The sequence below is a fragment of the Exiguobacterium sp. RIT452 genome, from assembly GCF_003598705.1.
GTDB classification, from domain to species: Bacteria; Bacillota; Bacilli; order Exiguobacteriales; family Exiguobacteriaceae; genus Exiguobacterium_A; species Exiguobacterium_A undae.
This window is the reverse complement of the sequence record NZ_QXJB01000009.1, coordinates 28,352-54,751: the sequence shown is the minus strand read 5'-3', so window position 1 is coordinate 54,751 and position 26,400 is coordinate 28,352. Positions and strand designations below refer to the sequence as shown.

At 39.4% G+C, this 26,400-nt stretch carries 28 protein-coding genes; 19 read left to right on the top strand and 9 right to left on the bottom strand.

Features of this window, described 5'->3' with window-relative positions:
* Positions 1-148: 148 nt before the first annotated feature.
* Positions 149-868 carry a peptidoglycan DD-metalloendopeptidase family protein gene (locus tag D3D03_RS15355; RefSeq protein ID WP_064506581.1) on the bottom strand — a complete coding sequence of 240 codons (720 nt, stop codon included), beginning with the start codon at positions 866-868 and terminating at the stop codon, positions 149-151.
* Positions 869-1,100: 232 nt separating this feature from the next.
* On the opposite strand from D3D03_RS15355, the gene D3D03_RS15350 reads away from it, so the two are divergent.
* Genes D3D03_RS15350 through D3D03_RS15335 form a run of 4 tightly spaced genes read left to right on the top strand, consistent with a single transcriptional unit; the run spans position 1,101 to position 4,680 of the window.
* Positions 1,101-1,799 carry a cytochrome c biogenesis CcdA family protein gene (locus D3D03_RS15350; protein ID WP_064506582.1) on the top strand — a complete coding sequence of 233 codons (699 nt, stop codon included), beginning with the start codon at positions 1,101-1,103 and terminating at the stop codon, positions 1,797-1,799.
* 37 nt (positions 1,800-1,836) lie between these two features.
* Entirely contained in the window at positions 1,837-2,643 is an 807-nt protein-coding gene (locus tag D3D03_RS15345) for a hypothetical protein (protein ID WP_064506583.1), read from the top strand.
* A 52-nt stretch (positions 2,644-2,695) separates the two neighbouring features.
* Positions 2,696-4,012 (top strand): sensor histidine kinase, encoded by a 1,317-nt coding sequence (locus tag D3D03_RS15340; protein ID WP_119924072.1) that lies wholly within the window; start codon positions 2,696-2,698, stop codon positions 4,010-4,012.
* A complete protein-coding gene (locus tag D3D03_RS15335; protein ID WP_064506585.1) occupies positions 4,009-4,680 on the top strand; it encodes a response regulator transcription factor in 672 nt (223 codons plus the stop codon). The genes D3D03_RS15340 and D3D03_RS15335 overlap by 4 nt, the downstream gene beginning before the upstream one ends.
* 60 nt (positions 4,681-4,740) lie before the next feature.
* Here D3D03_RS15335 and D3D03_RS15330 read toward each other — a convergent pair whose 3' ends face one another.
* Complete coding sequence (locus D3D03_RS15330) at positions 4,741-5,313, bottom strand: YdhK family protein (protein ID WP_047394599.1); 573 nt, start codon at positions 5,311-5,313, stop codon at positions 4,741-4,743.
* Positions 5,314-5,502: 189 nt separating this feature from the next.
* On the opposite strand from D3D03_RS15330, the gene D3D03_RS15325 reads away from it, so the two are divergent.
* The 3 genes from D3D03_RS15325 (at position 5,503) to D3D03_RS15315 (ending at position 8,439) form a co-directional block, all read left to right on the top strand.
* On the top strand, positions 5,503-7,017 hold the full coding sequence (locus tag D3D03_RS15325; protein WP_119924071.1) for a multicopper oxidase family protein: 1,515 nt from the start codon (positions 5,503-5,505) through the stop codon (positions 7,015-7,017).
* A 71-nt stretch (positions 7,018-7,088) separates the two neighbouring features.
* Positions 7,089-7,439, top strand: coding sequence for a four-helix bundle copper-binding protein (locus D3D03_RS15320; RefSeq protein ID WP_369877676.1), 351 nt, complete (start codon positions 7,089-7,091; stop codon positions 7,437-7,439).
* 319 nt (positions 7,440-7,758) lie between these two features.
* Positions 7,759-8,439, top strand: coding sequence for a response regulator transcription factor (locus D3D03_RS15315; protein WP_047392207.1), 681 nt, complete (start codon positions 7,759-7,761; stop codon positions 8,437-8,439).
* A gap of 37 nt (positions 8,440-8,476) precedes the next feature.
* On the opposite strand, the gene D3D03_RS15310 is transcribed toward D3D03_RS15315, so the two are convergent.
* Positions 8,477-8,980, bottom strand: a complete 504-nt coding sequence (locus D3D03_RS15310; protein ID WP_064506587.1) for a PCYCGC motif-containing (lipo)protein — start codon at positions 8,978-8,980, stop codon at positions 8,477-8,479.
* Between the two features lie 440 nt (positions 8,981-9,420).
* Between D3D03_RS15310 and D3D03_RS15305 the strand changes: the two genes are divergently transcribed.
* The 4 genes from D3D03_RS15305 to D3D03_RS15290 all read left to right on the top strand — a co-directional run bounded on the left by D3D03_RS15305 (position 9,421) and on the right by D3D03_RS15290 (position 14,103).
* The gene (locus D3D03_RS15305; RefSeq protein ID WP_119924070.1) at positions 9,421-11,427 is read left to right on the top strand and encodes a heavy metal translocating P-type ATPase; all 2,007 of its coding nucleotides are present in this window, start codon (positions 9,421-9,423) and stop codon (positions 11,425-11,427) included.
* Between the two features lie 568 nt (positions 11,428-11,995).
* Positions 11,996-12,907 (top strand): cation diffusion facilitator family transporter, encoded by a 912-nt coding sequence (locus D3D03_RS15300; protein ID WP_064506590.1) that lies wholly within the window; start codon positions 11,996-11,998, stop codon positions 12,905-12,907.
* 97 nt (positions 12,908-13,004) lie between these two features.
* Positions 13,005-13,685, top strand: a complete 681-nt coding sequence (locus D3D03_RS15295; RefSeq protein ID WP_119924069.1) for a DsbA family protein — start codon at positions 13,005-13,007, stop codon at positions 13,683-13,685.
* Positions 13,678-14,103, top strand: a complete 426-nt coding sequence (locus D3D03_RS15290) for a disulfide oxidoreductase (RefSeq protein WP_119924068.1) — start codon at positions 13,678-13,680, stop codon at positions 14,101-14,103. Before D3D03_RS15295 ends, D3D03_RS15290 begins: the two co-directional genes overlap by 8 nt.
* A gap of 278 nt (positions 14,104-14,381) precedes the next feature.
* On the opposite strand, the gene D3D03_RS15285 is transcribed toward D3D03_RS15290, so the two are convergent.
* Both D3D03_RS15285 and D3D03_RS15280 read right to left on the bottom strand, forming a co-directional pair.
* Positions 14,382-15,479, bottom strand: a complete 1,098-nt coding sequence (locus D3D03_RS15285; RefSeq protein ID WP_119924067.1) for a copper resistance D family protein — start codon at positions 15,477-15,479, stop codon at positions 14,382-14,384.
* Positions 15,476-16,021, bottom strand: coding sequence for a copper resistance CopC family protein (locus tag D3D03_RS15280; RefSeq protein WP_158583711.1), 546 nt, complete (start codon positions 16,019-16,021; stop codon positions 15,476-15,478). The genes D3D03_RS15285 and D3D03_RS15280 overlap by 4 nt, the downstream gene beginning before the upstream one ends.
* Positions 16,022-16,169: 148 nt before the next feature.
* On the opposite strand from D3D03_RS15280, the gene D3D03_RS15275 reads away from it, so the two are divergent.
* The 3 genes from D3D03_RS15275 (at position 16,170) to D3D03_RS15260 (ending at position 20,100) form a co-directional block, all read left to right on the top strand.
* A complete protein-coding gene (locus D3D03_RS15275) occupies positions 16,170-16,502 on the top strand; it encodes an ArsR/SmtB family transcription factor (RefSeq protein ID WP_082892469.1) in 333 nt (110 codons plus the stop codon).
* 77 nt (positions 16,503-16,579) lie between these two features.
* On the top strand, positions 16,580-19,129 hold the full coding sequence (locus D3D03_RS15270) for a heavy metal translocating P-type ATPase (protein WP_064506598.1): 2,550 nt from the start codon (positions 16,580-16,582) through the stop codon (positions 19,127-19,129).
* Between the two features lie 518 nt (positions 19,130-19,647).
* Positions 19,648-20,100, top strand: a complete 453-nt coding sequence (locus tag D3D03_RS15260) for a JAB domain-containing protein (RefSeq protein WP_064506594.1) — start codon at positions 19,648-19,650, stop codon at positions 20,098-20,100.
* A 618-nt stretch (positions 20,101-20,718) separates the two neighbouring features.
* Here D3D03_RS15260 and D3D03_RS15255 read toward each other — a convergent pair.
* Positions 20,719-21,156: a hypothetical protein gene (locus D3D03_RS15255; RefSeq protein ID WP_119924065.1), complete on the bottom strand. Its 438-nt coding sequence runs from the start codon at positions 21,154-21,156 to the stop codon at positions 20,719-20,721.
* 76 nt (positions 21,157-21,232) lie between these two features.
* On the bottom strand, positions 21,233-21,439 hold the full coding sequence (locus tag D3D03_RS15250) for a hypothetical protein (RefSeq protein ID WP_053451903.1): 207 nt from the start codon (positions 21,437-21,439) through the stop codon (positions 21,233-21,235).
* 516 nt (positions 21,440-21,955) lie between these two features.
* Here D3D03_RS15250 and D3D03_RS15245 point away from each other — a divergent pair.
* The 5 genes from D3D03_RS15245 (at position 21,956) to D3D03_RS15225 (ending at position 24,339) form a co-directional block, all read left to right on the top strand.
* On the top strand, positions 21,956-22,159 hold the full coding sequence (locus tag D3D03_RS15245; protein WP_119924064.1) for a hypothetical protein: 204 nt from the start codon (positions 21,956-21,958) through the stop codon (positions 22,157-22,159).
* A 211-nt stretch (positions 22,160-22,370) separates the two neighbouring features.
* On the top strand, positions 22,371-22,565 hold the full coding sequence (locus D3D03_RS15240; protein ID WP_050678833.1) for a hypothetical protein: 195 nt from the start codon (positions 22,371-22,373) through the stop codon (positions 22,563-22,565).
* Positions 22,566-22,702: 137 nt separating this feature from the next.
* Positions 22,703-23,548, top strand: a complete 846-nt coding sequence (locus D3D03_RS15235; protein WP_050678832.1) for a ComEC/Rec2 family competence protein — start codon at positions 22,703-22,705, stop codon at positions 23,546-23,548.
* A complete protein-coding gene (locus D3D03_RS15230) occupies positions 23,545-23,769 on the top strand; it encodes a DUF3006 domain-containing protein (RefSeq protein ID WP_050678831.1) in 225 nt (74 codons plus the stop codon). The genes D3D03_RS15235 and D3D03_RS15230 overlap by 4 nt, the downstream gene beginning before the upstream one ends.
* Before the next feature lie 30 nt (positions 23,770-23,799).
* Entirely contained in the window at positions 23,800-24,339 is a 540-nt protein-coding gene (locus D3D03_RS15225) for a superinfection exclusion B family protein (protein ID WP_158583710.1), read from the top strand.
* A gap of 61 nt (positions 24,340-24,400) precedes the next feature.
* Here the strand turns inward: D3D03_RS15225 and D3D03_RS15220 are convergent, their stop codons facing one another.
* Together D3D03_RS15220 and D3D03_RS15215 are read right to left on the bottom strand one after the other, a co-directional pair.
* Positions 24,401-25,279, bottom strand: a complete 879-nt coding sequence (locus D3D03_RS15220) for an S-4TM family putative pore-forming effector (RefSeq protein ID WP_050678829.1) — start codon at positions 25,277-25,279, stop codon at positions 24,401-24,403.
* Complete coding sequence (locus D3D03_RS15215; RefSeq protein ID WP_050678828.1) at positions 25,272-26,270, bottom strand: nucleotidyltransferase family protein; 999 nt, start codon at positions 26,268-26,270, stop codon at positions 25,272-25,274. Before D3D03_RS15215 ends, D3D03_RS15220 begins: the two co-directional genes overlap by 8 nt.
* Between the last annotated feature and the right edge of the window lie 130 nt (positions 26,271-26,400).

Sequence of the window (26,400 nt, the reverse complement as noted above, 5' to 3'; positions counted from 1 at the left end):
ACACAATCTTCAGCCGGAATCCTCTGGTCATTACTCGGAATCGCCGCTGCGTCAATCCTCGGATTCTTCGCACTCCGTCGTCGTCCTCAGCAATGAACGTAAAAAGAAAAGATGATGTCCGAGGACATCATCTTTTCTTTTTTTTAGGTTACAAATAGTTCATTGGGTTGACACTATTCGCTGCAGAATAACTGCTGTATTTATAACTGTTTTTATGAATCTCAAAGTGCAAATGATTTCCGAACGAGTTTCCTGTATTCCCAACTGTTCCAATCTTCATACCTTTAGAGACTGTCTGACCACTTTTTACCGAAAGGCTGTTCATATGAGCATAAACGGTTACGTATTTTTGATTCTGTAGACTATGTGAAATCATAACGTGTTTACCGTATGCACCGCTGTTTTTAGATGTAGTGACTTTTCCACTGGCAGAAGCGTAGACGGGTGTGCCTTTTGCTGCAGCTAGATCAACGCCATTATGGAATGTATAACCGTAAGCACCATTAGAGTTTCCGTATCCTTGGGTCAGCCGACCTTCTGTAGGAGAAGCAAAAAGAGAGTTATTATATGATGTTTTTTTGGCAACGTGGCTCTTATATTTTTTTAGGTAAGAACTATAGATATACCGTGTGTTTCCTTTGTAAAGTACTTTTGTCCAAGCTCCTTTTTTTCCTAAATAAGAAAAGGTCTGCCCAGTGTTAGTGATGCCGACAATTTTGTGATTGAGAGAAGGACCAGTCCGAACACGAAGATCGTCTGTCTTCACTTTTACGTTATATGCACTACTTGCTTCGACTTTTGGACTAGGCATCGAAAAAGTTGTTGTGAGTAAGACACTAGAAGCGATAAGTATTACCTTGTTTTTCATTAGTTGTACTCCTTTAAAGATAAAGATACAGTGACGAACGATTTGTTAAAAGGAGTATAGCATCACTATATTACAAAAAAGTATATCAAATTCATTTCAAAAATTGACAAGAGATTTAATCAAAAAATGCATAGTTTTTTCACAAACGGATTTTATGATGAAAATTAAACACATTTCTTTTTTATAAATATTCCAAAAAATAGATTTATTTTTTGTGTGTAGGAGGAATTTGATGGAATTATCTTTTTTGTTAGCTTTTGGGGCAGGTTTTTTATCTTTTATTTCGCCATGTTGTCTGGCTTTATATCCCGTTTTTTTATCTTACATTACAGGGGTTTCAGTTAGAGAGTTAAAAGAAAATGAAAAGTGGAACTGGAATGGAGTTCCCCATACATTAGTTTTCCTACTTGGATTTTCGAGCGTATTTTTAGTTATGGGTTTTTCAACGTCATACTTGGCTGATTTTTTTATAGTGTATAAAGATGTTTTACGGATGAGCGGTGCACTTATTTTATTCATATTTGGTGTTATTCTAACTGGTCTATGGACTCCAACATTTTTACTTAAAGAGCGAAGATTGAACTTAGGAAAAAGAAAGCGTGGCTATATCGGAACATTTTTGGTCGGAGTCGGATCAGCTGCTGGATGGACTCCTTGTACAGGACCAATTCTCGCTGGAGTTATTGCTTTGATTGCCACAAATCCTGGTAATGGATTTTTATATATGCTCTTTTATGTTCTAGGTTTCTCCATTCCATTTTTCTTAATGTCGTTTTTGGTCGGGAAATCAAGATATTTAATGAAGTATTCTTCAAAGGTTACAAAAATAGGTGGAGGGTTTATGATTTTATTAGGTATCATATTGTATTTCGATGGTCTAACGAAACTAACTACAATATTGATTGACTTTACAGGGTTTAGAGGGTTCTGACGCTCTATTTTCTATTTCAAGAGGAGATGAATCATAAATGTTTCGTGAAAATGTCCTGATAATGGGAGTAGAGGAAAACTGGAAAGTGATGGAGAACATAAAACAACTTAAACCTTCAGGTATAGATATTCATATTTCTTCAAAAGAAGGATGGGTTCGAAAGTTACTTCCTGATTTTAAATATTTTGATTCATTTTCAAAAAAAGAATCAGAAGAAAGGTATATTAGTAATCTCATTGAATATTGTATTTCTCAAAAAATAGGCTGGATTATTCCTTTAAGCGAACAAGAAGCAACTACGCTATCAAAACACAAGTTAAAAATGAGAGAAAATAACGTAATGTTTATAACATCCTTTGACTGGGATAAAACAGTACTTCATGATTCATTTTCGGTTCAAGGTAATACCTTCACTTATTCTTTTGACCAGATAAAGAATGCGCCTGAAGGTGTAAAGGTGGGGAAAATTGATGCATATGTCGATTATCGATCTAGTGAAGTGATTTGCTGTTTTATGAGAGAAGAGTATGAACGGTACCAAGATACTGTTCTTTCATACGAGGTGTTTGCCAACTCGATTTTAGAGGAATGCGTAGCAATAATTGCTCAAAGGCTTAATATAAAGGGTTCTTTTTCTTTCGATTATCAACGTGATTTGGAGGGAATGTATACGATTACAAAAATAGAATGCTTCATGACGCATTCTACTCGTGAGGCTATTTTTAGTGATTATGATTTCGCTAATTATTTGTGGAGTAATATTCAAGGAATTATCCTTTTAAAAGAATCAAATGATAAAAGCTCTTTTGTGTATCGCCTAAATGAAGAATACTTTCTTTTCTAAATCGCAACCTTTTGTTTTTATATGTAATCATCTTAAATGAGAAAGGTACTTTATGAATAAACTTTCATTTAAAATAACGTTATTTTATTTTTTCGGGATTCTCATGATTTTCATTCTCTCATCTGCTATTGTATACAACATTCTTGAACATCAACAAGTAGAAAGTGAACTGGAGAGCCTTCAAGAGAGAGGCAATAGTCATCGAGATGTTCTTTCCACTAACTTCGACAAGCAAACAGTTGAACACGTTGTTTTAATGGAGGAAAAGGCGATGACTGATGTGATTATCTTAGACAAAAATAATCAAGTCGTCGATTCATCTAACGACGCTGAACAATTTTTGAACCCGGATTGGATTCAAAAAAAGGATGGAATCGTAGAAGGTAATTGGAGAGAAGGCAAATTTTTAGTGACGGTGAGTCCTATTGAAGATGGCGGTCAAATAATCATGTTAGAGCCGACAAAGTATATACAGCATTTGATGGGGGAATTGAAACAACAAGTAGTGTTCTCTCTATTCTTGTTAGTACTTTTTCTATTAGTAAGTGTTTATTTTTTGAGTTACATCATTATAAAGCCACTTTTATCAATGAAAGAGGCAACGGTAAAGTTAAGTAAAGGCGAGGTACTGAAAATCAGAGAAGCTGAGAGAAGTGACGAAGTAGGAGATTTAGCACGAGCGATCACTAAGTTATCTGTTGATTTACGTCACATTCAAAATACAAGAAAGCAATTTCTGACTTCAATCACACATGAATTGCGTACGCCGATTACCTACATCAAGGGATATGCAGGACTCCTCAAAAAAGACGAATCGAGATTTGGAGATATTATCTATGAGGAATCCGAAAGACTTCAAGAACTGATTGAGGATTTGTTTGAACTTGCTAGATTGGAAGAGCCACATTTTCAAATAGATCCTCAGATCACAGAGATGAATGATTTCTTAAAACAGATCAGTGAAAGAATAATTTTTAAATTTGAGGAGAAACAAGTGAAATTAATTCTTCAAAGTAATAAAACTCCCATCTACAAAGAGATAGACCAAGCTAGATTCGATCAGGTTCTCTTAAATTTACTGGATAACGCGCTAAAATATACACATGCGAACAAACGCGTATTTTTAAAACTTGATGAAAACTTTATTGAAGTTACGGATGAAGGTGGTGGTGTGGATGAGCAATCACTCCCGTATCTTTTTGATCGTTTTTATCGAGTAGATTCTTCACGAAATCGTGAAACAGGAGGTACTGGGCTCGGTTTGGCTATCACGAAAGAAATAGTTGAAGCGCACAAAGGGACCATCGTAGCTATTAATGTAGAAAACGGGCTGAAGGTTGTCATTGACTTGAGGGGGATTCCAGGATGAGAACCATTGCTTTGGTAGATGATGAGAATCGAATGTTAGAACTGATTGAACTCTATCTGCAAGACAGATATACCTGTATTAAGCTGAACAGCGGAAGAGAGATATTGAACTTGATTGATGTAGATGAGCCTGACTTAATCATATTGGATGTGATGATGCCTTTAATGGATGGTTTTGAGACCTGTCAAAGGATAAGGGAAGTTTCGAATGTACCAATCATTTTATTGACAGCACTCGACGGAAAAGAAGAAATCGTAAAAGGATTACAACTGGGAGCAGATGATTACATTGTGAAACCGTTCGACGAGGCGGAATTGAAGGCAAGAATTCAATCGATTTTCAGACGAACTACGGTTTCTTTAGGATCAAAAATCGAATCGTCGGGTCTAATCTTAAATGAAGACGCCCATGAGCTGTATTATGATAATCATTTAGTCAAAGTCACGCCAAAGGAATTTTCATTACTTGCTAAGTTATTAAAAAATCCAGAACGTGTCTATTCAAGAGAGGAACTGCTCTCAAGTTTATGGTTAGCAAATGAGTGGACAGATGAACGAACGGTCGATTCTCATGTAAGAAACTTAAGAGAAAAACTTAGGAAACTCGAGTTTCCTATTGAAGAACACTTTCGCACAGTATGGGGAATTGGTTACAAGTGGGTTCCTTAAATAAGGAGAAAGAAGACAAGAGAGGAACGGTTAAAAAACCGTTCCTCTCTTGTTTATCGTTTATTCTGCAGATAGTTCGTCTTCAGTCACCCATTTATGATTTTTCACTTCTTCACCTGTAGTCGATTCAAAATCAATCATATACACTGTTGTTTGCTTAGCTGAATCGATAGTGGCCGTAGCATCCTTCATTCCTTTCATATGATCCGCGTCTACTTTTACTTCATCGCCTACTTCATAAGGAGATGATTTAGGATCTACAATCTCTTCTTGAATAATCCACTTATGATCCATGACACGTTTCCCACCATTTGTAGGGTCATAAGAAATGCTATAAGCAGTAGTATCATAAGCTCCTACAACTTTTGCTTCTGCCCCTTTCATGCCTTCCATATGTGCTTCTTTGATCATCGCCATGTCGCCAACTTTAAATTTAGGATTTTTAGCCTCTTGGAGCCCTTTCGGGACCTCTTTCGATCCAGACATGTCCATCGTCGAATGATCCATACCATCCATATTTTTATCCATGCTTCCTGTTGATTTAGAATCATCACCATTGCTTCCGCACGCAGCGAGTCCTAAAGAAAGTGAAGCAGCCATGGTTGTCATAAAAATCTTTTTCTTTAATTTCATAAAAAATTACCTCCAATTGTTTTTTTTATGCTTTCCATAGACTTTATCACACAAATTTGCAGAAACTTTGCAGAGAGTAGAAAAGTAGCACATTGGAAAAAACTATAAAATTCATGGGTAGAAAGACATAGTTCTTTCACAATCATTCTTTAAGTTAAAGATAATAATTGATTGGAAGGAATGATCCATATGAAGAAAACATGGTTAATCGCAACTATCGGTATCTTTACTCTCATGATTATAGTGGGCGGTTCGTATTTACTTCTTACCCGAGGTACTATGTCAAATAACAAACAGCACATGGGATCTATGATGAATGGAGGAAACACTACTACAAATCAGAATATGATGGAAGGTATGGGACATGGTGCGAGTGTCGATTTAAAATCAACTGAAGAAAAAGAGCGACGATTAAACATCCCTAAGATACTAAAAGCCGATCGTGAAACCAAGAATTCCATTCAATACACGATTGTCGCTAAACAAGGGGAAACAAAGTTCTTTCGAGATGCTAAAAAAACTAAAACTCTAGGATATAACGGAAATTATTTAGGTCCTGTAGTGGAGTTAAAAAAAGGGAAAACAGTAACAATCCGTACGGTGAATCGCTTATCAGAAGCCACTACATTCCATTGGCACGGTCTTGTTGTACCATCATCCGTAGATGGTGGACCACATCAGGTCGTGAAAGCTGGTGAGACGAAGGTAGTAAAGTTTAAAGTGAAGCAAAATGAATCGACATTGTGGTTTCATCCACATCCAATGGGTAAGACTGCTGAACAAGTATACAAGGGGTTGGCAGGATTGTTATACGTAAAAGATGAAAAAACTAAAGAGACGATGCTACCTCAAAAATATGGTGAAAATGATATTCCATTAATTCTTCAAGATCGAAAAGTTAAAAATAGGAATGTCCTTGAATATGCTGATGTAGAAAAAACAGATGGGGCTTTAGGCGATACCCTCCTCGTAAACGGAACGATTAATCCGTATTTTAACGTGAAATATTCGCAACTTAGGGTCAGGTTGATAAATGGATCCAATGCACGGAACTATGCAGTGAAGTTATCTGACGGCTCATCCTTTAAAAAAATTGCTGATGATGGTGGTTACATCTCAAAAGCGAAAAACGTGAAGAAAATTGATTTAAGTCCAGGCGAACGTATAGAGGTATTGGTAGACTTTTCAAAAAGAACAATTGGTGAGACTGTTGCATTTGAGACAAATGGAGTGAAAATCGTTAACTTCAAGCTGAAGGACAAACAAGGGACGAACCTAAGTGCATTGGCGCCGAAAAGTGGATATGAAAAGCTGCTCAAGACCTCGTCTAAAGTGAATCAGAAGTTAACTCTCTTCGGAATGGGCAAAAATGTTGAAATCAATGGAAAGAAGTTTGATGAGACGAGAATCGATATTAAAGCAAAAAAAGGCGAAACGGAAGTCTGGGAAATCTATAATAAAAAAGACATGATGGGTGGAATGACTCACCCCTTCCACATTCATGGAGTCCAATTCAAGGTATTAGAACGAAACAATCAGAAACTGGATAATCAAGAAACAGGTCTAAAAGATACTATCGCCATAAAACCAGGCGAACGAGTTAAGATTCAGATGACTTTCAAAGAAAAAGGGGTATTTATGTACCATTGCCATATCCTTGAACATGAAGAGAACGGAATGATGGGGCAGTTGAGAGTAGATTAAAAAAAACGAGTAGCTGTTTTCATCTTTTCTTCACAAATTAAGGAAATAGGCTTTGTGTAAGTCAAATAAAGATGAAAAAACGGAGGTATTTTAAAATGAATACTGGACAAAAAGAAGTCTTAAACGCCCTACAGAACTGTATAGTGACTTGTAATGAATGCTTTGATGCGTGTTTGAGTGAACATCATGTTTCTTCGATGGTAGAGTGCATACGTTTAGATAGAGATTGTTCTGAAATTTGTAGTCTTTTAGTACAAGCTATTTCTCGAAATAGCAGCAATATCGGTGTTCTTGCTAGAAGCTGTGTTGAAATTTGTGAAAGATGTGCCGACGAATGTTCGAAACATGATCATGATCATTGTAAGAAGTGTGCTGAGGCTTGTAATGAATGTGCAACAGTCTGTCGTAAATTAATTGTTTAAAGTGCAGAGTTAAAAATGAAGGAGCATCTAGAGCCGCCATGCCAAAAAAGTGTGAGCTAAAAATCTGATGCTCCTTTATCTATAAAAACTACGGTACTTAGTTATGAAAAATTTCATAACCTTTATAGACCAGTAGTATGGTGAGAAAAAAGAAGGATACATAGAGAGTAACGATTAAACTCTTCATAAATGCTTTCATGAAAATCAACTCCATCCTATAGTTTGAGTTGATTATATAGAAAGTTCGTGAAATTAATGAGGAAATAGATTGACAATCATTTATTATTAAAAAATTCTAATGTAAGAGGTGGTGGCTAGGATGGATAAAATATTAATTGTTGATGATGAAATAAGAATGAGGCAATTATTAAGACTTTATCTAGAACCAATAGGATATGAATGTAGTATGGCGAATGATGGGATCGAAGCTTTGGAGAAAGTGAAAAAAGAAACTTTTGATTTGATTTTATTGGACGTCATGATGCCAATGTACGATGGATTCGAAGTATGTAAGAAAATAACGGATTCTCACCCGGAAGTCCCAATCATCATGATAACGGCTCTAAATGATGCTGAATCCATCGTCAAAGGACTAGATGCTGGAGCTACAGATTATGTCACAAAGCCGTTTAACGGGGACGTACTTTTAGCAAGAGTTCGGTCTGTCATGAGAAGGAAAGCAAAAGAACCCGTTATATACCACGGACTTACGTTTGATGAGAGCAACGATTTAATTGTGTTAGATGGTAAGTCGATTGATTTCACACCCAAAGCACATGCGTTACTGAGATTATTTCTTCAACATCCTGGAAGGCTATTCAACAGATTGGAGCTTTATGAATTCGTTTGGTCTTATACATCAGAATCGGATCCAAGGACAGTGGACTCTCATATTAAAATGATCAGAGAGAAGTTAAGAGAGTTAGATTATCCAATTGATAGCCACCTGAAAACAATTTGGGGGAGAGGATATCGTTGGAGCGAGGATGAAACAAAATGACACCTTTGCTATACAAGTAAAAGTGTCATTATAAAAATCATAAAGGAGTGGGTGTCGGTTTCGAGTAGCCATCTTTATACGAAGAATCGATTTCAGAACGAATATCTTTAATCGATTCTCCATCCCGTTGTTTCAAAATAGACTTTACAGCAATCTCAAGACATGTGCTGCATGTTGTTCCGTGGCTTGTCCATTTCACCGACCCATCCGTCGTATTTTCTTCTATGAAGCAATCATAATTATTTTTGTGATTGACTGTTTCACCACAGCCACAATAACAAGGCATTTTCTCTAGTAGTTTACGATTTTTCGCTACAGCTTGATAAACATTTCGTACATCTTCAGGTTGATTTTTTAAAAATGTAGGAAGTATCACCGATGATGATGTTTCTTCAATCTTGTCACCGCTCATATGTTTCGCATGATCGGCTTCCTTTGAATGATTGGGAGTAGAAGACTTCGTCGTGTCTTGAGCACAGCCGACCGCGATCAAAGACAGGCTAATAAGGCTTACACTTTTTAAGAGTATGTTGAGTTTCACGATTCGATTCTCCCTCGAGATAATTTTGTATGCGTGCAAAACAAAGCGTGTGAATTAGCATTTTTCGTATTTTCTAGTAACTCTTTTTTTCTGTTCACGATAATACCTATTCATTTGATCATAGTTTTCATTGATTCAGTTAATTCATGAATCGTCATCAATCGTTTGATGTATACCTCGAACTTGTCCTTCAATTCCTTTTAAAGTTCCAGTACTTGTGTTTTTCACTCTAAATAGTCTTCTTTAAACAAAGGGTCTCATTTTAAAAGATATACCCTACTTGTATGATAGTTTTTAATTTTTAGTGTGTCAAAATACATTTTATATATAAATATAATTTAAAGAAAAAACGATATGTCACTCTATATCGACACCATCTATATCGACACCATCTATATCGACACCATACAGGTATATAGTACGTAAAAGGGGGTTTTCTTATGGATCACCATATCAATCATGAACATACTCAGCATGAAGACCAACAAATAGGTGCTTCACATCATGAACATGAAGGAATGATTGGAGACTTCAAGAAAAGATTTCTCGTATCGTTAATATTGACTGTTCCAATCCTGCTACTTTCCAAAATGATTCAAGAATGGTTGAGTATCAACATTAGCTTTCCATATGACGACGTTGTTTTGCTTTCGCTATCCACAATTGTCTACTTCTACGGTGGATGGCCGTTCTTAAAAGGTAGCTTGGACGAAATGAAACAAAAAAATCCGGGGATGATGATGTTGATCGCTTTAGCGATTAGTGTTGCATACTTTTATAGTGTGGGCATCATCTTAGGTCTAGGAGAGGGACATGACTTTTTCTGGGAGTTAGCAACGCTCATAGATATTATGCTTTTAGGACATTGGATTGAAATGAAGTCAATCATGGGCGCGTCTAACGCGCTACAAGAATTAGTCAAATTGTTACCCAGTATTGCGCATCGAATTGATGATGAAAAAATAGAAGATATTGCGGTGTCGGAATTACAGACTGGTGACGTGATTCTGATCAAACCTGGGGAGCAAATTCCAGTTGACGGTAAGATAATAAAAGGAGCAACAACAGTTGATGAATCGATGCTGACAGGTGAATCTCTTCCCATCGAAAAGAAAATGGACGACAACGTAATTGCTGGCTCCATTAATCAAGAAGGAAGCTTGACCGTTAAAACGAAAAATACAGGTGAAGGCACGTATCTATCGAAAGTGATCGAATTAGTCAGCGAAGCGCAGGCATCTAAATCTAAAACACAAAATTTAGCGAATCGTGCAGCAAAAATCCTCTTCTATGTCGCTGTTTTTGCTGGTGTGTTGACATTCATCATTTGGCTTGCATTAGGATATCCGCTCAGTATTGCTGTCGAACGTATGGTGACTGTCATGGTTATTTCGTGTCCCCATGCACTAGGACTTGCAGCGCCATTGGTCGTCTCTGTCTCGACGGCCCTGTCTGCTAAGAAAGGGTTATTGATTCGAAATCGGACACAGTTTGAAGAGGCGCGGAAATTAGACGCCATTATTTTTGATAAGACAGGTACTTTGACGCAAGGAAATTTTGGTGTAACGGATTTGATGCCGGCCGATAAAATTTCCTCAAACGAACTACTTCGTCTAGCAGCTGGAGTCGAACGTTCATCACAACATCCTCTTGCTAAAGGGGTAGTGAAAAGAGCAGAAGAGCTACAACTATCACTTCCATCGATCGAAGACTTTATGTCTATTACAGGAGTCGGATTGGAGGGGAAAGTAGAGGGTACGTTAATTCGTGTAGTGAGTCCTCGATATATTCGTCAAGAAAAAATAACGATTGATGAGCTCGCTTTTGAAAAATTATCTGAAGAAGGAAAGACCGTCATATTTGTATTGAAAAACAAGCAATTACTGGGAATGATTGCACTTGCTGATTTAGTAAGAGAAGAAGCAAAAGAGACTGTGACTGCGCTTAAAAACAAAGGCATAAATTCAATCATGCTCACTGGTGACAATAAAAAGGTTGCACATTGGGTTGCCAAACAGTTGGGTATTGACGAAGTTCATGCAGAAGTTTTACCTGATGATAAATCAAGACAAGTAAAGAACATTCAATTGGAAGGGAGGAAAGTAGCCATGGTGGGTGATGGCATTAATGATGCACCCGCACTGGCACAAGCTGACGTAGGGATTGCGATTGGTAGTGGAACCGACGTGGCAGTCGAAACCGCTGATATCGTACTGGTCAGAAGTAATCCGAAAGATGTTCTCTCTATCCTTGAACTTTCCCGAAGTACTTATAACAAAATGATTCAAAACCTATGGTGGGCAGCTGGTTATAATATTATAACAATACCACTAGCAGCCGGCGTTCTAGCTCCCTATGGTGTGATCTTATCCCCAGCCATTGGGGCAGTACTAATGAGTCTTAGCACCGTCATTGTTGCTGTAAATGCTAGAATGTTAAAAATATGAAATCATTTGAAGTGATTTCAGAACTTATTAGTGGCCAAGCACTGGATTTAATCGCGTGTAAAAAGTCTATGAGTATTCGAAGACTTTTTACACGCGATTTTAATTTTATTAGAATATATGATTATGTCCATATAGAGAACATAAAACAGAGCTGTAACGTTCTGTGTGATGGAAGGGACTGTAAACCGACTTTTAGATTGCTTCTAGTCTTTCTCCTCTCAAAAAAAGCTTTTCGATTGCGAACACAGTAAGCCAGCGTCCTGATACGCTGTCCGTTTTTTTGAGGTCTGCCTCCGTTCGTCCGTGACCCTTCTAATTTTTCGTACGTTTCAGTTCGTACTTTCAAATCTTCGTAAATCGAATCGGATGAACGTATAAAAAATAATAACGAATGCTTCTTTAAAGCCAATAAAGTGGTACGTGCTAGTTCTTCGACCATGTTGTCACTCCAAAACTTATTTTAGACAGCAACAAAATTCGAGGCCACCATATTCAAATGAACATTTGAATATGGTGGCCATTGTGCTATATTTATCTTAGAAATTAAAATTTAAAGGAGGAGATTCTGTTGGCGCACGACCATAATCATAGTCATAACAACGTAAATATAAAGGCACTGAAGTGGTCTTTCATGCTAATCTTTTTATTTATGATTATTGAAGTTATTGGAGGGATTTGGACCAATAGTCTAGCGTTACTTTCAGATGCTGGGCATATGCTAAGTGATGCTGCTGCACTTGGGCTTAGTTTAACAGCATTAATGTTTGGACAACGAAAGGCTACGGATCACAAGACATTCGGATACAAGCGTTTTGAAATTTTAGCGGCCTTCTTGAACGGAATCACCCTGATTGCTATTGCACTCTATATCTTCTACGAAGCATATCGACGTCTGCTTGAACCTCCTGTAGTTTTAAGCTCAGGTATGCTGATCATTTCAACTATCGGCTTACTAGTTAATATTGTTGTCGCATTCATCCTCATGCGGGCGGACAAAGACGAAAATTTGAACGTCAGAAGTGCCTTTTTACATGTGATCGGAGATCTGCTTGGGTCAATCGGTGCCATTATTGCGGCAGTGCTGATAATATTCTTCGGTTGGACGATAGCCGATCCGATTGCGAGCTTAGTAGTCGCGATTCTTGTATTTATCAGTGGTTTGCGTGTAACAAAGGATTCATGGCATATTTTGATGGAAGGTGTCCCATTCAATTTAAACGCCAGTGAAATCAAAAGTGCGCTACTTGCCATTGAAGAAGTGGAAGAAGTACATGACTTTCGTCTATGGTCCATCACATCTGATTATCATGTACTAAGTTGCCATTTAGTAGTTAAATCGGATGAAGCACGAAAGGGTGTACTTAGACAGGCTCGTACGTTGATTCATGACCAGTTTGATTTACAAGATCTTACGATTCAAATCGAGTGTACAGGTATCGATGAATGCTCGCATGCGGCACATGAGAGCCACGCTCATTGATAAATGAACGTTGTAAAATACTTTAATCGAATAGAAGGAGGTGTTGACCTTTCCCTTTTCTGATTAACTTCAGAAAGTGGGAGGGTCGAATCATGTTATGAAACAAAAGAAGGTTTTAGTTGTTGTAACGTTGCTGATCGTTTTTTTAATAGTTCTTTCAATGTTTTTGATCAAGAACAATGCTGTTCAAGAAAAAAAGAGTACAGTCCTAAATGATACGGTAAAAATAGAAGGTCAACCGACACAAGGAGAAAACTCTGCACCTGTTTCAATCGTCGAGTTCGGAGATTATAAATGTCCGTCTTGTAAACAATGGGGGGAAACAGTTTATCCGAAGCTGAAAAAGGAGTTCATTGACACTGGTAAGGTACAGTTCAGCTATATCAATGTTTTATTCCATGGGGAAGAATCGATTTTGGCCGCTAAGGCATCAGAATCTGTTTATCGCCAAGACAAGAAGGCATTTTGGACATTCCATAAGGCGATTTATGATGCACAACCGAGAGTCGAACAGCATGATGACCCATGGGTGACTGAAGAATCCCTGTTAAGAATCGCTGCAAAATCAGTACCAGGCATTAATCAAGAACAACTCACATCTGATTTAAGAAATAATGCGGACATCCTTGATGAAGTGTCGAAGGACGATGCACTCGTGAAAGAACACGGTGTCGAGCTGACACCTACGATCGTGATCAATGGTATTAAACTCGATGACCCGTTTGATTACGATACGATTTCCCGTGTGATTGAAGAACAGGTAACGGCCGATGAATGAACAGGTACGACGTTATGGTATGTATATAGCGTGGATCATAGCACTCGCTGCCACACTCGGTAGCCTGTATTTTAGTGAGATTCGTGGATTCGTACCTTGTGAGCTCTGTTGGTCACAACGTATTTTCATGTATCCGCTCAGTATCATCCTGGGCGTCGCCGTATTCAATAATGATTCAGGTGTGGTTCGATATGTATTACCACTTAGCCTTATCGGGGGAAGTATTTCTGTCTACCACTACATGGTTCAAAAGATTCCAGGATTTGCTGAGGTCAAGCCATGTCTTCAAGGTGTCCCTTGCAACGTACAATATATTAATTGGTTAGGTTTCATAACGATTCCCTTCCTTGCCCTGACAGCATTTTTGCTAATTACGCTGATTATGATTGGAGTTCGACAAGCATTTAAAAAAAATTAAGTTAATAAGAGAGAGTCACTTCATCTCATTTAGCGATTTTCTTCATATCATGAGTACGACTAGAACATAAGGAGGGAAAACATAAAAGTTTCTTTTTTAATTTATAGCTTATTCCCTGATTGAATCGACGGGATAAGGAAAAGAAAATCGATTATATAAAAAAGACAATGTCTCATTTCACTTTCGAAATGAGACATTGTCTTTTTTATTTTATACGACTGGAAGATTGTATATCGTTAAAACTCTTGATCAAGAAGATACTAAAGTGAATTTTTTAATCAAAACGTCAAAGAAATACTATACAAGAAAGCTAAAAATAAGGAAACAGACATTCCTAATCCTAAAAAAAGTGTTTTGATCGATTCATTCGTTTTTCTAATAAGGAATACTACCAATCCCCCGAAAAGAAGACCAATCACCAGGAACAAGACGGATGTCATTCCTGGTTCAAACTCGATGTTTGAATATGCAAAGCGTAGATTAGGGAAGACGAAAGCAGACAGCTGTCCGGCCCCACTTGATTTGAGTGTATCCTCTACGGAGTGAGGTGGCTCTTGCTGACCGAGCAACGCAGTTGCTGCGAAGATGAAGAGAATCAGTGTACCTTCCATGCGCATTCTCATCTGTTTGACTTTAAGCGTTTGTTTGGAAGAGGCATAACTCCATTTCCCATTCATGAAACCGATGATCAGCACAGGGAGAATTAAGACATGTTTCCATAGTAAGGCTTGACCATACGGTAAAATCCAAGAATTCGGATAGTCGTCTACTTTCACGACGACTGACATCAAATAGATGCCGGATCCGAGGATAATCAAAAAGCATAGCGTCACGAGCGGTCTGAACCATTCCAACACGTTGTCCCAACGGGGATTCGATGCGTTGGAATAGCCTAATACGAGTAAACCGCCAGTCCAAATGAAGACAGACAAAGCATGAGCGGTATGTACGAGTAATCCTTCTGCACCTGTGATACTGGAGGCGTGTCCGGACCATGCGAGTGTACCAACCATGGCAAGTAACAAAAATAGGGCAAACTTCAAGCGTCCCGAATGGAGTGACGTATTCCTGACGACCAGAAAAAGTAATATGCAACAGATTGTCATCAAGATTAAGGCATTTCCAGCTTCGAATGTGAGCAGAACGGACCGCAGAGTCAACCACAGTCCGATGTCTTCTTGCAAATAAAGTACGATACGTATGACCGACAATGAAAAGAAAACAGGAATTAATAGGATGAGAAGTCGTATCCATCTTATCGGGAACGCTACATCAGGTCGATAAGTGTGAGGAATGAGCTGTAACGAGAAATGACCGATCAACAGTGCAAAACAGGCGTACAGCAATGTATCTCCTAAAATATAGAGCAAAGTCATTTTGTTCGCCCCTTCAAAACAATCTGATAAAAGAAGAACAGTAACATCATAAATAATCCACCGGCAATTAGGAATGGAAAGAAATCAGTCTCTTCAGCGGGGGACGTTGTCGTCTTCACTGTTTCCGTGTCGGCGTCTTTCTCTTGGATGGGCTTCGGCTGCTCGCTCGTTTCGCTCGCGGTCGTTTGGGTTTCGATATTGAACAGATAGGTTCCTTCGATAGGATGTCCATCTGTACCGATGATCTTCCATTGGACGCGATACCGACCAGATGTCAGCTCTCGATCGAGCTGGAACGTCATACGTCGCCTTTCTTGTGTGAAAGTACCCTTCAGTGCATCCGAAGAAGCGAAATCAAATACTTGAATACTTCCACCGGCTTCGATGTTCGTCTCGAAGTTCAACGTGATGGTTTTTGTAGGCAGAACAGTCTCATCTGCCTGGGGTGTGGAAGATTCGAGCCCAGTGTGAGCTGAGGCTTGTACAGGACACCACAAGAGCATTCCTGATAGCAGTAACAATAGGTAATTTATTCGAAACATCTTTTCAACTCCTTTATGTTTGTTATGTACGGTCAAAATCATAAGGGATAAAAACAGACACCTCAAGATTTTTTGACGCTTACATTAGTAAATGCTAATATGATGATAACATATTAATGAAAACGAATATGAAAAAGGAGTGAACAATTTGGAACAATTACTGGAACCATTGGACTTGAAGGTGAGGGTCGTTCATGGTTTTTCTAATAAAACACGATTGCAAATCTTAGAGTGTATCTATGATGGTGAAAAGACTGTGACAGAAATCGTCGAGGCGGTCCAAGGAAATCAGTCCAACGTTTCACAGCATCTAGCTTGTCTAAAAGGATGCGGATTGATTCAAAAACGGACGCAGGGAAAGTATGGCTATTACTCCCTACGCAACGAGACAGTCAGGGAACTGTTACGACTATTCGGGACACTGACTCTCGAAATCGGACAGGAGTCTGCTTGTTGTGAACATCACATCGAGGAGGCGTAATGATGGCCAGTTCCTGTTGTAACAACAGCTCTCCAAAGGAAAGCGAAGCAAGTGAACCGAAGGCTGTTTCTACATCAATAACAACAACGTGCTGTGCCTCGAATGAGGAAGATCGACTCCGGACAAAGGATATACAGTCGAGTTGCTGTTCGAAATCGACATCCGAGATAGCCGGTACGAGCATACAAAACGAATCTTCCCTTCCTAAAGAAGAGGATACTTGCTGTAGTACGATACCAAAGATAGAGGCAAAAAATTCGGACACAGATACCTGTTGTTCTTCGGTTAATGTGTCTTCGGATTTGATTCAGCCTGATCAGACAACTCATACCTACCGAATAGAAGGGATGGATTGTCCATCCTGTGCAGTGACTCTTGAGAAGGGATTAGTGACGATAGCGGAGTACCAGAAAGTGTCCGTCAACTACGGTGCGGCCCGCTTGAAAATCGAGAGCAAATCAGAACTGGATGATCGTCGGCTTCAAAACGAGGTGAAGAAGTTAGGATTTCAACTTATTGTTCCAAATAAAGAGGAAAAACATGTTCAGACGTATGCGGTTTCGGGGATGGATTGTAGTAGTTGTGCTAAAACGATTGAGCAGCATTTCCAAAAAATAAATGATGTGCAGACTGTCACGGTATCTTTTGCACGTGGAGAAATGGAGATCGAACATCATCTTGATGCGCAACAGGTGAAAAACGAGTTAAGTAAGATTGGCTTTGATGGACACGTCAAGGGAGAAGAGTCTTCCAAACCTTCAAAACGTTCATTCGAGGGGATATCATTGGTCTTATCCGGTATCCTGATTGGATTAGGGCTACTCCTCCAAACAGTAGAGGTTCTTTATCTCCCGAACGCGCTGTTTGGAATCGCGTTGATCCTGAGTGGATGGAAAGCTTTCCGGAGCGCATTTTATGCGGTTCGCGCCCGGTCGCTCGACATGAATGTGTTGATGAGTGTGGCGGCCATCGGTGCAGCGCTCATTGGTGAATGGCTCGAAGGGGCGACTGTCGTCTTCCTCTTTGCCATCGGGAACCTACTCCAGAATCATTCGCTTGCCCGGACACGTCATTCGATTCAGAAACTCATCGAACTTTCCCCGAAGGAAGCATTCGTGCTGACAGAAGAGGGCGTTATACGGAAATCAGTAGAAGCGGTACGAATCGGAGAGAAGATTCGGATTCGACCAGGTGATCAGGTCGCATTGGACGGAATGATTTTGAAAGGGACGACGACCATCAATCAAGCGCCGATTACTGGAGAATCGATTCCGGTCGACAAAAGTGAAGGGGATCAAGTATTCGCCGGGACGCTAAACATGGATCGTTCGTTCGACATGATCGTCGAAAAAACATATCAGGAGACGACTCTTGCTCATATCATCGAATTGGTGGAAGAAGCACAGGATAATAAAGCACCAAGCGAAGCATTCATCGACCGTTTCGCAAAAATCTATACACCATTCGTCTTCTTAGGCGCATTGTTACTCATGATCGTCCCACCCTTACTTCAGCTCGGTAGTTGGGGGGAGTGGTTCTATAAGGGCTTGGAACTGATTGTCATCGCCTGTCCGTGTGCACTCGTCATCTCGACACCGGTCGCAATCGTGACGGCAATCGGGAATGCTGCACGAAATGGTGTATTGATCAAAGGTGGTGTCTTCTTAGAAAAGGCAGGAAAGATAGACGCCATCGCCTTTGACAAGACAGGAACACTAACAAAAGGTACGCCCATTGTTCAGCAGTTCATGTTGCTATCAGACGATCGTGAACACACTTTACGCATCGCACACTCACTCGAACGGCATTCCAGTCATCCATTAGCAAAAGCAATCACAGAACATACGGTCCAAGAAGGCGTATATCCACTTGAATCGGACTCTGTCATAAATCGTGTCGGGAATGGCGTGTCGGGTGAATTTGAACATATCCTGTATCATATTGGAGGCGTGAAATGGTTTCGTGAAATGGGTTATGAGTTGGGAATGCTTGATTCAACTGTTGAAAATGCTGAAAAGCAAGGGCAGACCGTCGTTCTTCTCGGAAGTGACGCCAATCTACTCGGACTTTTTATACTTTCAGACGAAGTACGAGACGAGAGCGTCGACGCTATACGCAAGTTGAAGGAAAAAATCAAAATTAAAAAATTAGTCATGTTGACTGGTGATAACGCAGGTGCAGCAGCACGTATTGGAAAAAAACTGAGTTTGGATGAAGTGCATGCTAACCTTTTGCCTCAAGAAAAGGTCCGTATCGTCGAAGACATGAGAAGACAATCGTTTCAAACGGCAATGGTCGGTGACGGTATCAATGATGCACCTGCTTTCGTCACAGCGGACGTCAGCATTGCGATGGGAGGAGCCGGGACTGATACGGCACTTGAAACAGCGGATATCGTGTTGATGGCAGACAACCTAAACAAGTTACCCTATACGTTGGACCTAAGTAAAGCCACGTTGACCATCATCAAACAGAACGTTATTTTTTCAATTCTCATTAAACTGATTGCATTGATGCTCGTCTTCCCTGGATGGCTGACGTTGTGGATGGCTGTCCTTAGCGATACAGGGGCAGCGGTACTCGTGACATTGAATGCCCTTCGGTTATTAAAAAAGCGAACACTTTGATGGTCTAGCAACCTGCGACTCTGAACACGAAAAAGATGAAGCACCCGGTTCTCTAAATCACTGGAGATGATCGGGTGCTTTCTTCTGTCAATCATTCGTTCCTCCCAAATTTCATGGAGGACACGATTGAATGTTGCAACGCACCATATCCTGTTTGATGTGATGTGCTTTTTTCCGATTTGCATACTCAAAACACGATATTAAGAGCATGGAAAAGAGCGTACCGCTCTGTCTGATGAAAGAGACCGCAAGCCGTCCTGTTTCCGTACTCTAGCTTGCTCCTCGTCGGCGCAAGGGCCATCAAAAAAAGCCGCTGCCGCTCCTCATCTTCCTCCGCGTTTTGGCTCAAAGCAAGCTTTTCGCTCGCGGGCTCCGGAAGCTTTCGTCCCGGTGCGCTGTCCGCTTTTTTTGGTCTTTCCCTGCGGTCACCCTTGCCCCGTCTCGCGACGCTCGCTGCGTTCCCGTCAACAGGACGGCACCGTGTCGGACTGCATCCCACTCGCGAAAGGAGCTTTTCCATGAAACTGACCACACTCGTTGAAATCACGCGTATCCGACAAGAGGTTCGAGAACCGGATGTCGCCCTTGAGACGACGCATATCACGTCACCCGAGGACGCCTTCCTTGTTGCTAGACGCTTCATTCAGGACGATGACCGTGAGGTATTCCTCGTCATCCTGCTGAACACGAAGAATCGGGTCATTGCCGTCCACCGGGCACACGTCGGAAGCATTAATTCGAGCATCATCCACCCTCGTGAAATTTTCAAGTCTGCCATCCTCAACAATGCGACCTCACTCATCGTCAGCCATCAGCATCCGAGCGGGGACCCGAAGCCATCTCACGAGGACATCGAGGTGACGGAACGCTTGCAGGAAGTCGGACGCATCATCGGTATCCAATTGCTTGACCATATCGTCGTCGGTGCAGGAGACGATTACGTAAGCTTAAAAGCCCAAGGATTGCTCTAAATTTATTCTTCAGCGTAGACAGGCGGGACGTACTCCCGTCCTGTCCGCGCGTAAAGCATGGACGAAAAACGACGTCGTTTTTCTTTTGAGAGAGCGCAAGCGAGTAAGGAATGGATTCGTCCCGAATCCAAGGGCAATGAGAGACCCGCAGTGGACGGATGATCCACTGCGGGTGAGAACGTACATCTGGTCTGTTCTATGTAGAAGGGTGTTATGGAGGATGCAGTAGTGAGACAGTAGTGGAGTGTACGAAGGTTCGAGGAGAGATAGCTGATTGAAGTGAATCGATCCTCTTGTAGATAGGTAGTGATGCTCTTTCTACTTGATGTACAGCACAAGAAAATTTTTCGGGCTCATGCGTGAGGCTGTAGGCTGCACGCAGCAACATCCTCATCGCACCGCTGCCCTCCTGCCGGACCGATAACGAGAGCTGCGACTCGCCTGCGCGAGGCATCTCTACGTTCCTGTTCCTTGCGACGGAAGGCACGGAGCGTTCAAAGAATAAAAATAATTAATTTAAACAACTATAGATCTTATCACAAATACTTGGTTATTAATAAAAAAACCAACAGTCAAATGACTGTTGGTAGAAGAGGAAGTATGGGGAAAGGGAGGGGGTTAGTCTACTTTAACCAAAAAAGCGAATTGTCCGTCACCGTTGGACCACTTTGCTTTGATTTCATAGGCATACGTTCCTTTTTCTTTCGGGGCAGTAACGGCATCGCCAGTTAAAGTAACTTTTTCAGAATCTTGCTTATCTTTCCAACGAACGATCTCAATAGATTCCGGTTCGTCTTCAAACGAAATATCGATTTTTTTATTTGAGGATACTACAGTTGGTTTGCTTTTTTTCGTCATATCGAGTCCGTCGACATATACTTTATCGACACATTGGTTGCGCAATAGACCATCCCAACAAAATGATCCTTGAACCGTTGGAATATCTTTTCCTTGTGCTTCTACTTTGGGGTTTGGTGGTTCCCCACGAAAAGGGTCAAACACAAAAAATAGAACAACCAATACTACTAAAACACCCATCCATTTAAATTTACCCATAAAACGCTCTCCTTTGATAAAGATTATTTTTAAAAAAGTTTAAGTGTTCTTATTGAGTGGCTTGTTCCTCAACAAATCATTCTTTTAACTCGAGTTCATCGTGTCTCCCCATGATAGGTGAGATCGTTTGATTCTCAAATGCAGTTTCATACGTATCAACTACAGTTTGAATATATTCGCCATCTTCAATAAGAACTTCTCCATAAGCAGGAACTGGGTTGTGCCAATCCATTTTCTCATCATGGATTGTTGCAAATAAATATACTTTTCCAGATACAAGCATTTCTACTCTTCATACGTTCACAATACTTTATTACCTTTTATAATATAACGATTTTATGTAATTTACAATTGTATACAAAGTTATATTTTGGAAAAATTATTTTGTGACAGAATTGAAGAAGTTTTGCAATGCATGGATGAGCGAAGAAGTGAGTGAATGGACGGAGTTCTATGGATAGAGGATTGATGTTTCCATAGTAATGCGGACGACATAAAGACTTTCGAGCTCATGCGTGAGGTTGTAGGCTGCACACAGCAACATCCTCATCGCACTGCTTCGAACCGATAACGAGAGCTGCGACTCGCCTGCGCGAGGGATTTCTACGTTCCTGTTCCTTGCGACGGAGGGCACGGAGCGTTACATAGAATTATAAAAAGAAAAATAAAAGGTTAGGGTTTAGTGGAAGGAATGGCATACTAAAGGAAAGATTCTTGTCCACGTATGAGATCGTCATTAGCGCTTCGATAGTAAATGAAGTATCTCATGCGAGGATGTCTAAAGAAGGAGAAATTACATATGAACTATGATGGATTGACCAATGTATTAGGTGCAGCACTTACAAATGTCCCTCTACTCTACCTTGTACCGATTGCATTCGGACTTTTCTTATTGATCGATTTCTTGTTTACAAAAGAAAAGAAGAGCTTTTTGAGCCGAACAGGTAAAATGATTTTGGTTCCGTTCATTCTGATCGTAGGTGTACTTATTTATCTCTATTGATTCGATATGCGTAATAGGAATGATCATTTTTATGACAGAAACGATTTTAAAAAGGTCGTTTCTTTTTTTATGCGTGAAAAATCAATCGTGCATTGTTTCGTAACGACTCAGTTATCTTACATATCACTTCGCTTATCTTATCTAAGGTAGTTCGTACAGACGCTTAAATCATTCTATGCTGTGCTTAACAAATCGGTTAGGGGTGGAGTACATGAATATAGTAGAGATGTTTGAGGTCATGGAGCAAGCGAAGGGGAAACAGATACCAGATAAGGTAACATTGATCGATGCCCAGCTTCGATTCGTGCGAGAAGTAGAAGGATCGATTGAGCATGTGACATGGTTCATCGATGTCGATCGATTGACAGACTTCATGCAGACACACTTTAACAAGCAGACCCGTTAAGGTCTGTTTTTTTGTATGGACTTACATATAAACTAACCTATCAATAAAAATAGGTGGGTGGGAAATATAACCAACTTTCTCCTGGTATTCACTGTATACTGAAGATAACTTACAAATCAGGAATGGAGCGATGAAAGATGAAACGAAAATGGATGGGTGCCAGCTTAGCGCTCGCAAGTATTGGATTACTCGTCGGACCACTGCAAGGTGCAGAGGCAGCGACATCAAAAATCAAGGTTCACTATATCGATGTTGGTCAGGGCGATGCGATCTACATCAAGATGCCGAGTGGTGAGGACATCGTCATCGATGGCGGCAACAAGGGGAAGGGCGATGAACTCGTTGCCTATCTGAAGAAGCAGAAGGTCGGTGACATCGAAATGTTGATCTCGACGCATCCGGATGCCGATCATATCGGGGGGCTTGATGAAGTCCTCGACTCATTTAAGGTCAAGAGCGTCTATGCACCGAAGGTCAAGCACACGACGCAAGCCTACAAGGATTTCTTGTTGGCGGTTAAGCGCGAGAAGCTGACGATCAAGACGGCAAAGGCTGGCGTCTCGCTTCCGGTCAAAGGGGTGAAGGCGCAGTTCGTCGGACCGGTCAAAGACTATGCGAAGAGTGATCTGAACAACTGGAGCGCGGTCTTACACGTCGCCTACAAGAAGAACACGTTTCTGTTCACGGGAGACGCGGAATTGAAGTCGGAGCAAGACATGATCGCGAAGAAGAAGACGCTGCGTGCGGACGTCCTCAAGGTCGGGCATCATGGGGCGAAGACATCAACAAGCGCGACGTTCCTCAAGTACGTTAAACCGAAGTACGCCGTCATTAGTGTCGGGAAGAACGCGTATGGACATCCGACGAAGGAAGTCGTGACGAACCTGAAGCGTGCGAAGGCGACGATGCTGCGGACAGATAAGAGCGGTACAATCGTCTTCGAAGGAAACGGATCGTCCTACACGATCAAGAAGTCGAAATGAAAAAGCGAAAAGGGATCATCGACCGGATTGAGGGGAAGTGGGTCGTCGTTGAGTTCGATGATGGAATGCGTGATATCCTGATTTCCCGCTTCCCAATGACGGTGGAGTCGGGCGATGTCATCTGGATGGATGAATATGGTCATATCGAGAAGGATGAACGCGAACGGCAGCGACTTTCAGATGAAATCGATGAGTTGATGGAAGAGTTATGGGAAGACTAACTTAAATTAATTAAAAGGTGGAGAAATTTTTTGAAATTAGATTTAAAGATTTTTGATTTTTTAACATTGCCAATCAAAACTTTAGCTTCTTTATCTTTAGCTAGCGGGATTTTACTTTTTTCATCGAATTACATTTTAAAAAAGCTGCATATGATTGATTTTATGAATAAATATGGTTTTTATATTGGTATTATTTTTTTAGTTACTTTTGCTCTATGTTTGGTGACCTGGATTAATTCATTACTTGAAAGCCTGATCACCTTAAGGAAAAAACGCAAATTTTTTGCTGAAGCTAAAGGAAGATTACTTGAATTAACGATTCTTCAAAAAACAATTATTTATGAACTATATTCTCAAGATAATCATACTTTAGAATTACCAATACATGATGGAGCTATACTAACTCTAAGCAACCAAAAAATTATTGGGAGAATATCTGATACGGTTGCGGTAAGCGATATTAATGATATAAGAATGCCGTACCTTTTACAGCCGTGGGTAGTTAACGAAATTAATAAAAATGCAGATTTATTATCTAATCTTGCAGCTGCTCATTCACAAACAGTTTAAAATAAATAAATCAAAGGTGTTGCATGCTATTTAAGTATGCAACACCTTTGATTTATGTGCTCTAATTATCAGTTTCGTTTGTTTTTTGATTAATACGTTTTGCTATATCATCGTAAATATCTCGTTTTAACCAATAAATTTTGCTAGGAACAGTATTAGTTTCGATTCTCTTCATAAATATTGCATTTTGATATTCTCTTATTTGATTTGAATTATGAGTCTCAAAATCATTAATTGAACTATTAATTGATGATAAAACTTTTTCTTGAACAGAAATTTGATTCTTATGAGCATTCAGAGTTTCGATTAGATGAAGTAATAAAGGCAAAGATGGAATAATGATTGATAATATTATAGTCTGAAAAGAGAGATTGAACTGAAAAAGAGTAACAAAAGCAATGAATAAACTAAAAAGAAATATTGGAAGAAGTATTCTATTTTTATAGTATTTTCTTAATTCAATTTCCCATTGTAGGCTTGTCCTCTGACATATTAAACAAGTTAAGTTTTCATTAGAAATTTTATTTAACCCGGGATACCAATTAAGAAGTTTTGACTCGTCTCCCTTAAATTTATTACTTAAAAGCATTCTTTTTTTATCATTAATCTTTTCCCCAACCAACATTTTATTCCAAGGGATTTTAAATAATTTAGTATCAAATTCTTCTTGGAGAACTGCTGCTGTTTTGATACATTCTTTTTCAAAATTTATAAAATAAAGTCTGCTGAAAGCTAGCCAAATAGCTGAAATCAAAGCGAAAAATGCTTTTAAATCAGAATTGAAATTTATAATGAATATACTGAAGATCGGAATAGAAGCTGTAATTACTATTCGAGTAAATCTAAAACATTTTCCGTTATCATAAGATTGTCGCATTGCCTTTAGTAAATCAATAGAATCAGAAGAATTTTGACGTTCACTTAAAGTTTTTTTATTCATAATCTGGGAAATCACTTCCGAATATTTTTTGCCATTCTTGATGAGAAAGTTTATGTTTGTTTTCAAGAAAATATTGAATTGCTAATGAAGACCTTTCATACGCTTTATAAGCAGCAGCGGAAAATCTTTTTTGTGTTTCAAAGCTATGATGATTAAGATCTCCTTGGATTCCTTTAGGATCCAGACAAGGACTGTATATAGAAGAACTTAATACATTAAATAAGTCTCTTAATGCTATTTGATCAGTAGAACCAACCTCGTTGTATTCATAATGATTTAAAATCATGTTTTCCAGTAGATATGATCCGACATTGGGTACATGCTGTTGTGAGTGCCATTTCTTGATTAATCGAATTATTCTCAAAACTTTCCCGTCTCTTTTTTGATTGATTTCCGTAGCCCTTGCAGAATCTATACGAGGATTTGTTTTTTTCCATTTTCCGTTACCATCCGGTATTAAATAAAAACTATTTCCATAGATATCTTTAGAAGTTATGAACGCAGGAACAATATCAAAATTCCATTCATAACTAGAAAACTTAAATGTGGCAGCTTCTTGATTTCTTTTAATAGTTGCTAATGAGTGATTTGGAACGCTCTGCAAAGATTTGATTAGTTTGTTTAATAGCTTTATTGAATTTAAGGTTCCATCATCATTAGTTAGGTTATAAAGTGAGATTGAAGTAGTAGGAACCTTTATTTCACAAACTCCGTTACTTTTTTCTAGATAAGTACTGCTATTTGCCTGAAAAACAATTAAAAAATCAATATCGTCTAAAGGTCTAATTTTTGTTCTTCTTGCAAAAGAGCCCATACGAACATAGTTTTCATCTTTATAAATAGCAGGGAAGCTATCATCAGAGTCTTCAAATTTTTCAATTTTGTCTACTAGTGCTTTTGTACTTGTTCTTGCAATAGATAATCTAGATGCATCTAAATCTACTTTGTCCTTAGAAAACTGTGAAAGAGATGTACTAATAACTTTTGGCAAGTAAATTCCTCCATTCGAGTTAATATTCTATAGATTATAACAGTAAAACAAGAACTTTTGTTCTTGTTTTACTGTGTTTTAGTCAATGATATTATCATTTTTTAATAATATTATTCTCAATTAAAGATTA

Coding starts and splice junctions, on each gene's coding strand:
- D3D03_RS15250 (WP_053451903.1), bottom strand. CDS start 21,439: ATGCTTGTATCTGGAAAAGTATATTTATTTGCAACAATCCATGATGAG.
- D3D03_RS15340 (WP_119924072.1), top strand. CDS start 2,696: ATGAATAAACTTTCATTTAAAATAACGTTATTTTATTTTTTCGGGATT.
- D3D03_RS15335 (WP_064506585.1), top strand. CDS start 4,009: ATGAGAACCATTGCTTTGGTAGATGATGAGAATCGAATGTTAGAACTG.
- D3D03_RS15240 (WP_050678833.1), top strand. CDS start 22,371: ATGAATATAGTAGAGATGTTTGAGGTCATGGAGCAAGCGAAGGGGAAA.
- D3D03_RS15255 (WP_119924065.1), bottom strand. CDS start 21,156: ATGGGTAAATTTAAATGGATGGGTGTTTTAGTAGTATTGGTTGTTCTA.
- D3D03_RS15285 (WP_119924067.1), bottom strand. CDS start 15,479: ATGACTTTGCTCTATATTTTAGGAGATACATTGCTGTACGCCTGTTTT.
- D3D03_RS15305 (WP_119924070.1), top strand. CDS start 9,421: ATGGATCACCATATCAATCATGAACATACTCAGCATGAAGACCAACAA.
- D3D03_RS15330 (WP_047394599.1), bottom strand. CDS start 5,313: ATGAAATTAAAGAAAAAGATTTTTATGACAACCATGGCTGCTTCACTT.
- D3D03_RS15260 (WP_064506594.1), top strand. CDS start 19,648: ATGAAACTGACCACACTCGTTGAAATCACGCGTATCCGACAAGAGGTT.
- D3D03_RS15355 (WP_064506581.1), bottom strand. CDS start 868: ATGAAAAACAAGGTAATACTTATCGCTTCTAGTGTCTTACTCACAACA.
- D3D03_RS15290 (WP_119924068.1), top strand. CDS start 13,678: ATGAATGAACAGGTACGACGTTATGGTATGTATATAGCGTGGATCATA.
- D3D03_RS15280 (WP_158583711.1), bottom strand. CDS start 16,021: ATGTTTCGAATAAATTACCTATTGTTACTGCTATCAGGAATGCTCTTG.
- D3D03_RS15315 (WP_047392207.1), top strand. CDS start 7,759: ATGGATAAAATATTAATTGTTGATGATGAAATAAGAATGAGGCAATTA.
- D3D03_RS15350 (WP_064506582.1), top strand. CDS start 1,101: ATGGAATTATCTTTTTTGTTAGCTTTTGGGGCAGGTTTTTTATCTTTT.
- D3D03_RS15295 (WP_119924069.1), top strand. CDS start 13,005: ATGAAACAAAAGAAGGTTTTAGTTGTTGTAACGTTGCTGATCGTTTTT.
- D3D03_RS15230 (WP_050678831.1), top strand. CDS start 23,545: ATGAAAAAGCGAAAAGGGATCATCGACCGGATTGAGGGGAAGTGGGTC.
- D3D03_RS15220 (WP_050678829.1), bottom strand. CDS start 25,279: ATGAATAAAAAAACTTTAAGTGAACGTCAAAATTCTTCTGATTCTATT.
- D3D03_RS15235 (WP_050678832.1), top strand. CDS start 22,703: ATGAAACGAAAATGGATGGGTGCCAGCTTAGCGCTCGCAAGTATTGGA.
- D3D03_RS15345 (WP_064506583.1), top strand. CDS start 1,837: ATGTTTCGTGAAAATGTCCTGATAATGGGAGTAGAGGAAAACTGGAAA.
- D3D03_RS15320 (WP_369877676.1), top strand. CDS start 7,089: ATGAAAAAACGGAGGTATTTTAAAATGAATACTGGACAAAAAGAAGTC.
- D3D03_RS15325 (WP_119924071.1), top strand. CDS start 5,503: ATGAAGAAAACATGGTTAATCGCAACTATCGGTATCTTTACTCTCATG.
- D3D03_RS15245 (WP_119924064.1), top strand. CDS start 21,956: ATGAACTATGATGGATTGACCAATGTATTAGGTGCAGCACTTACAAAT.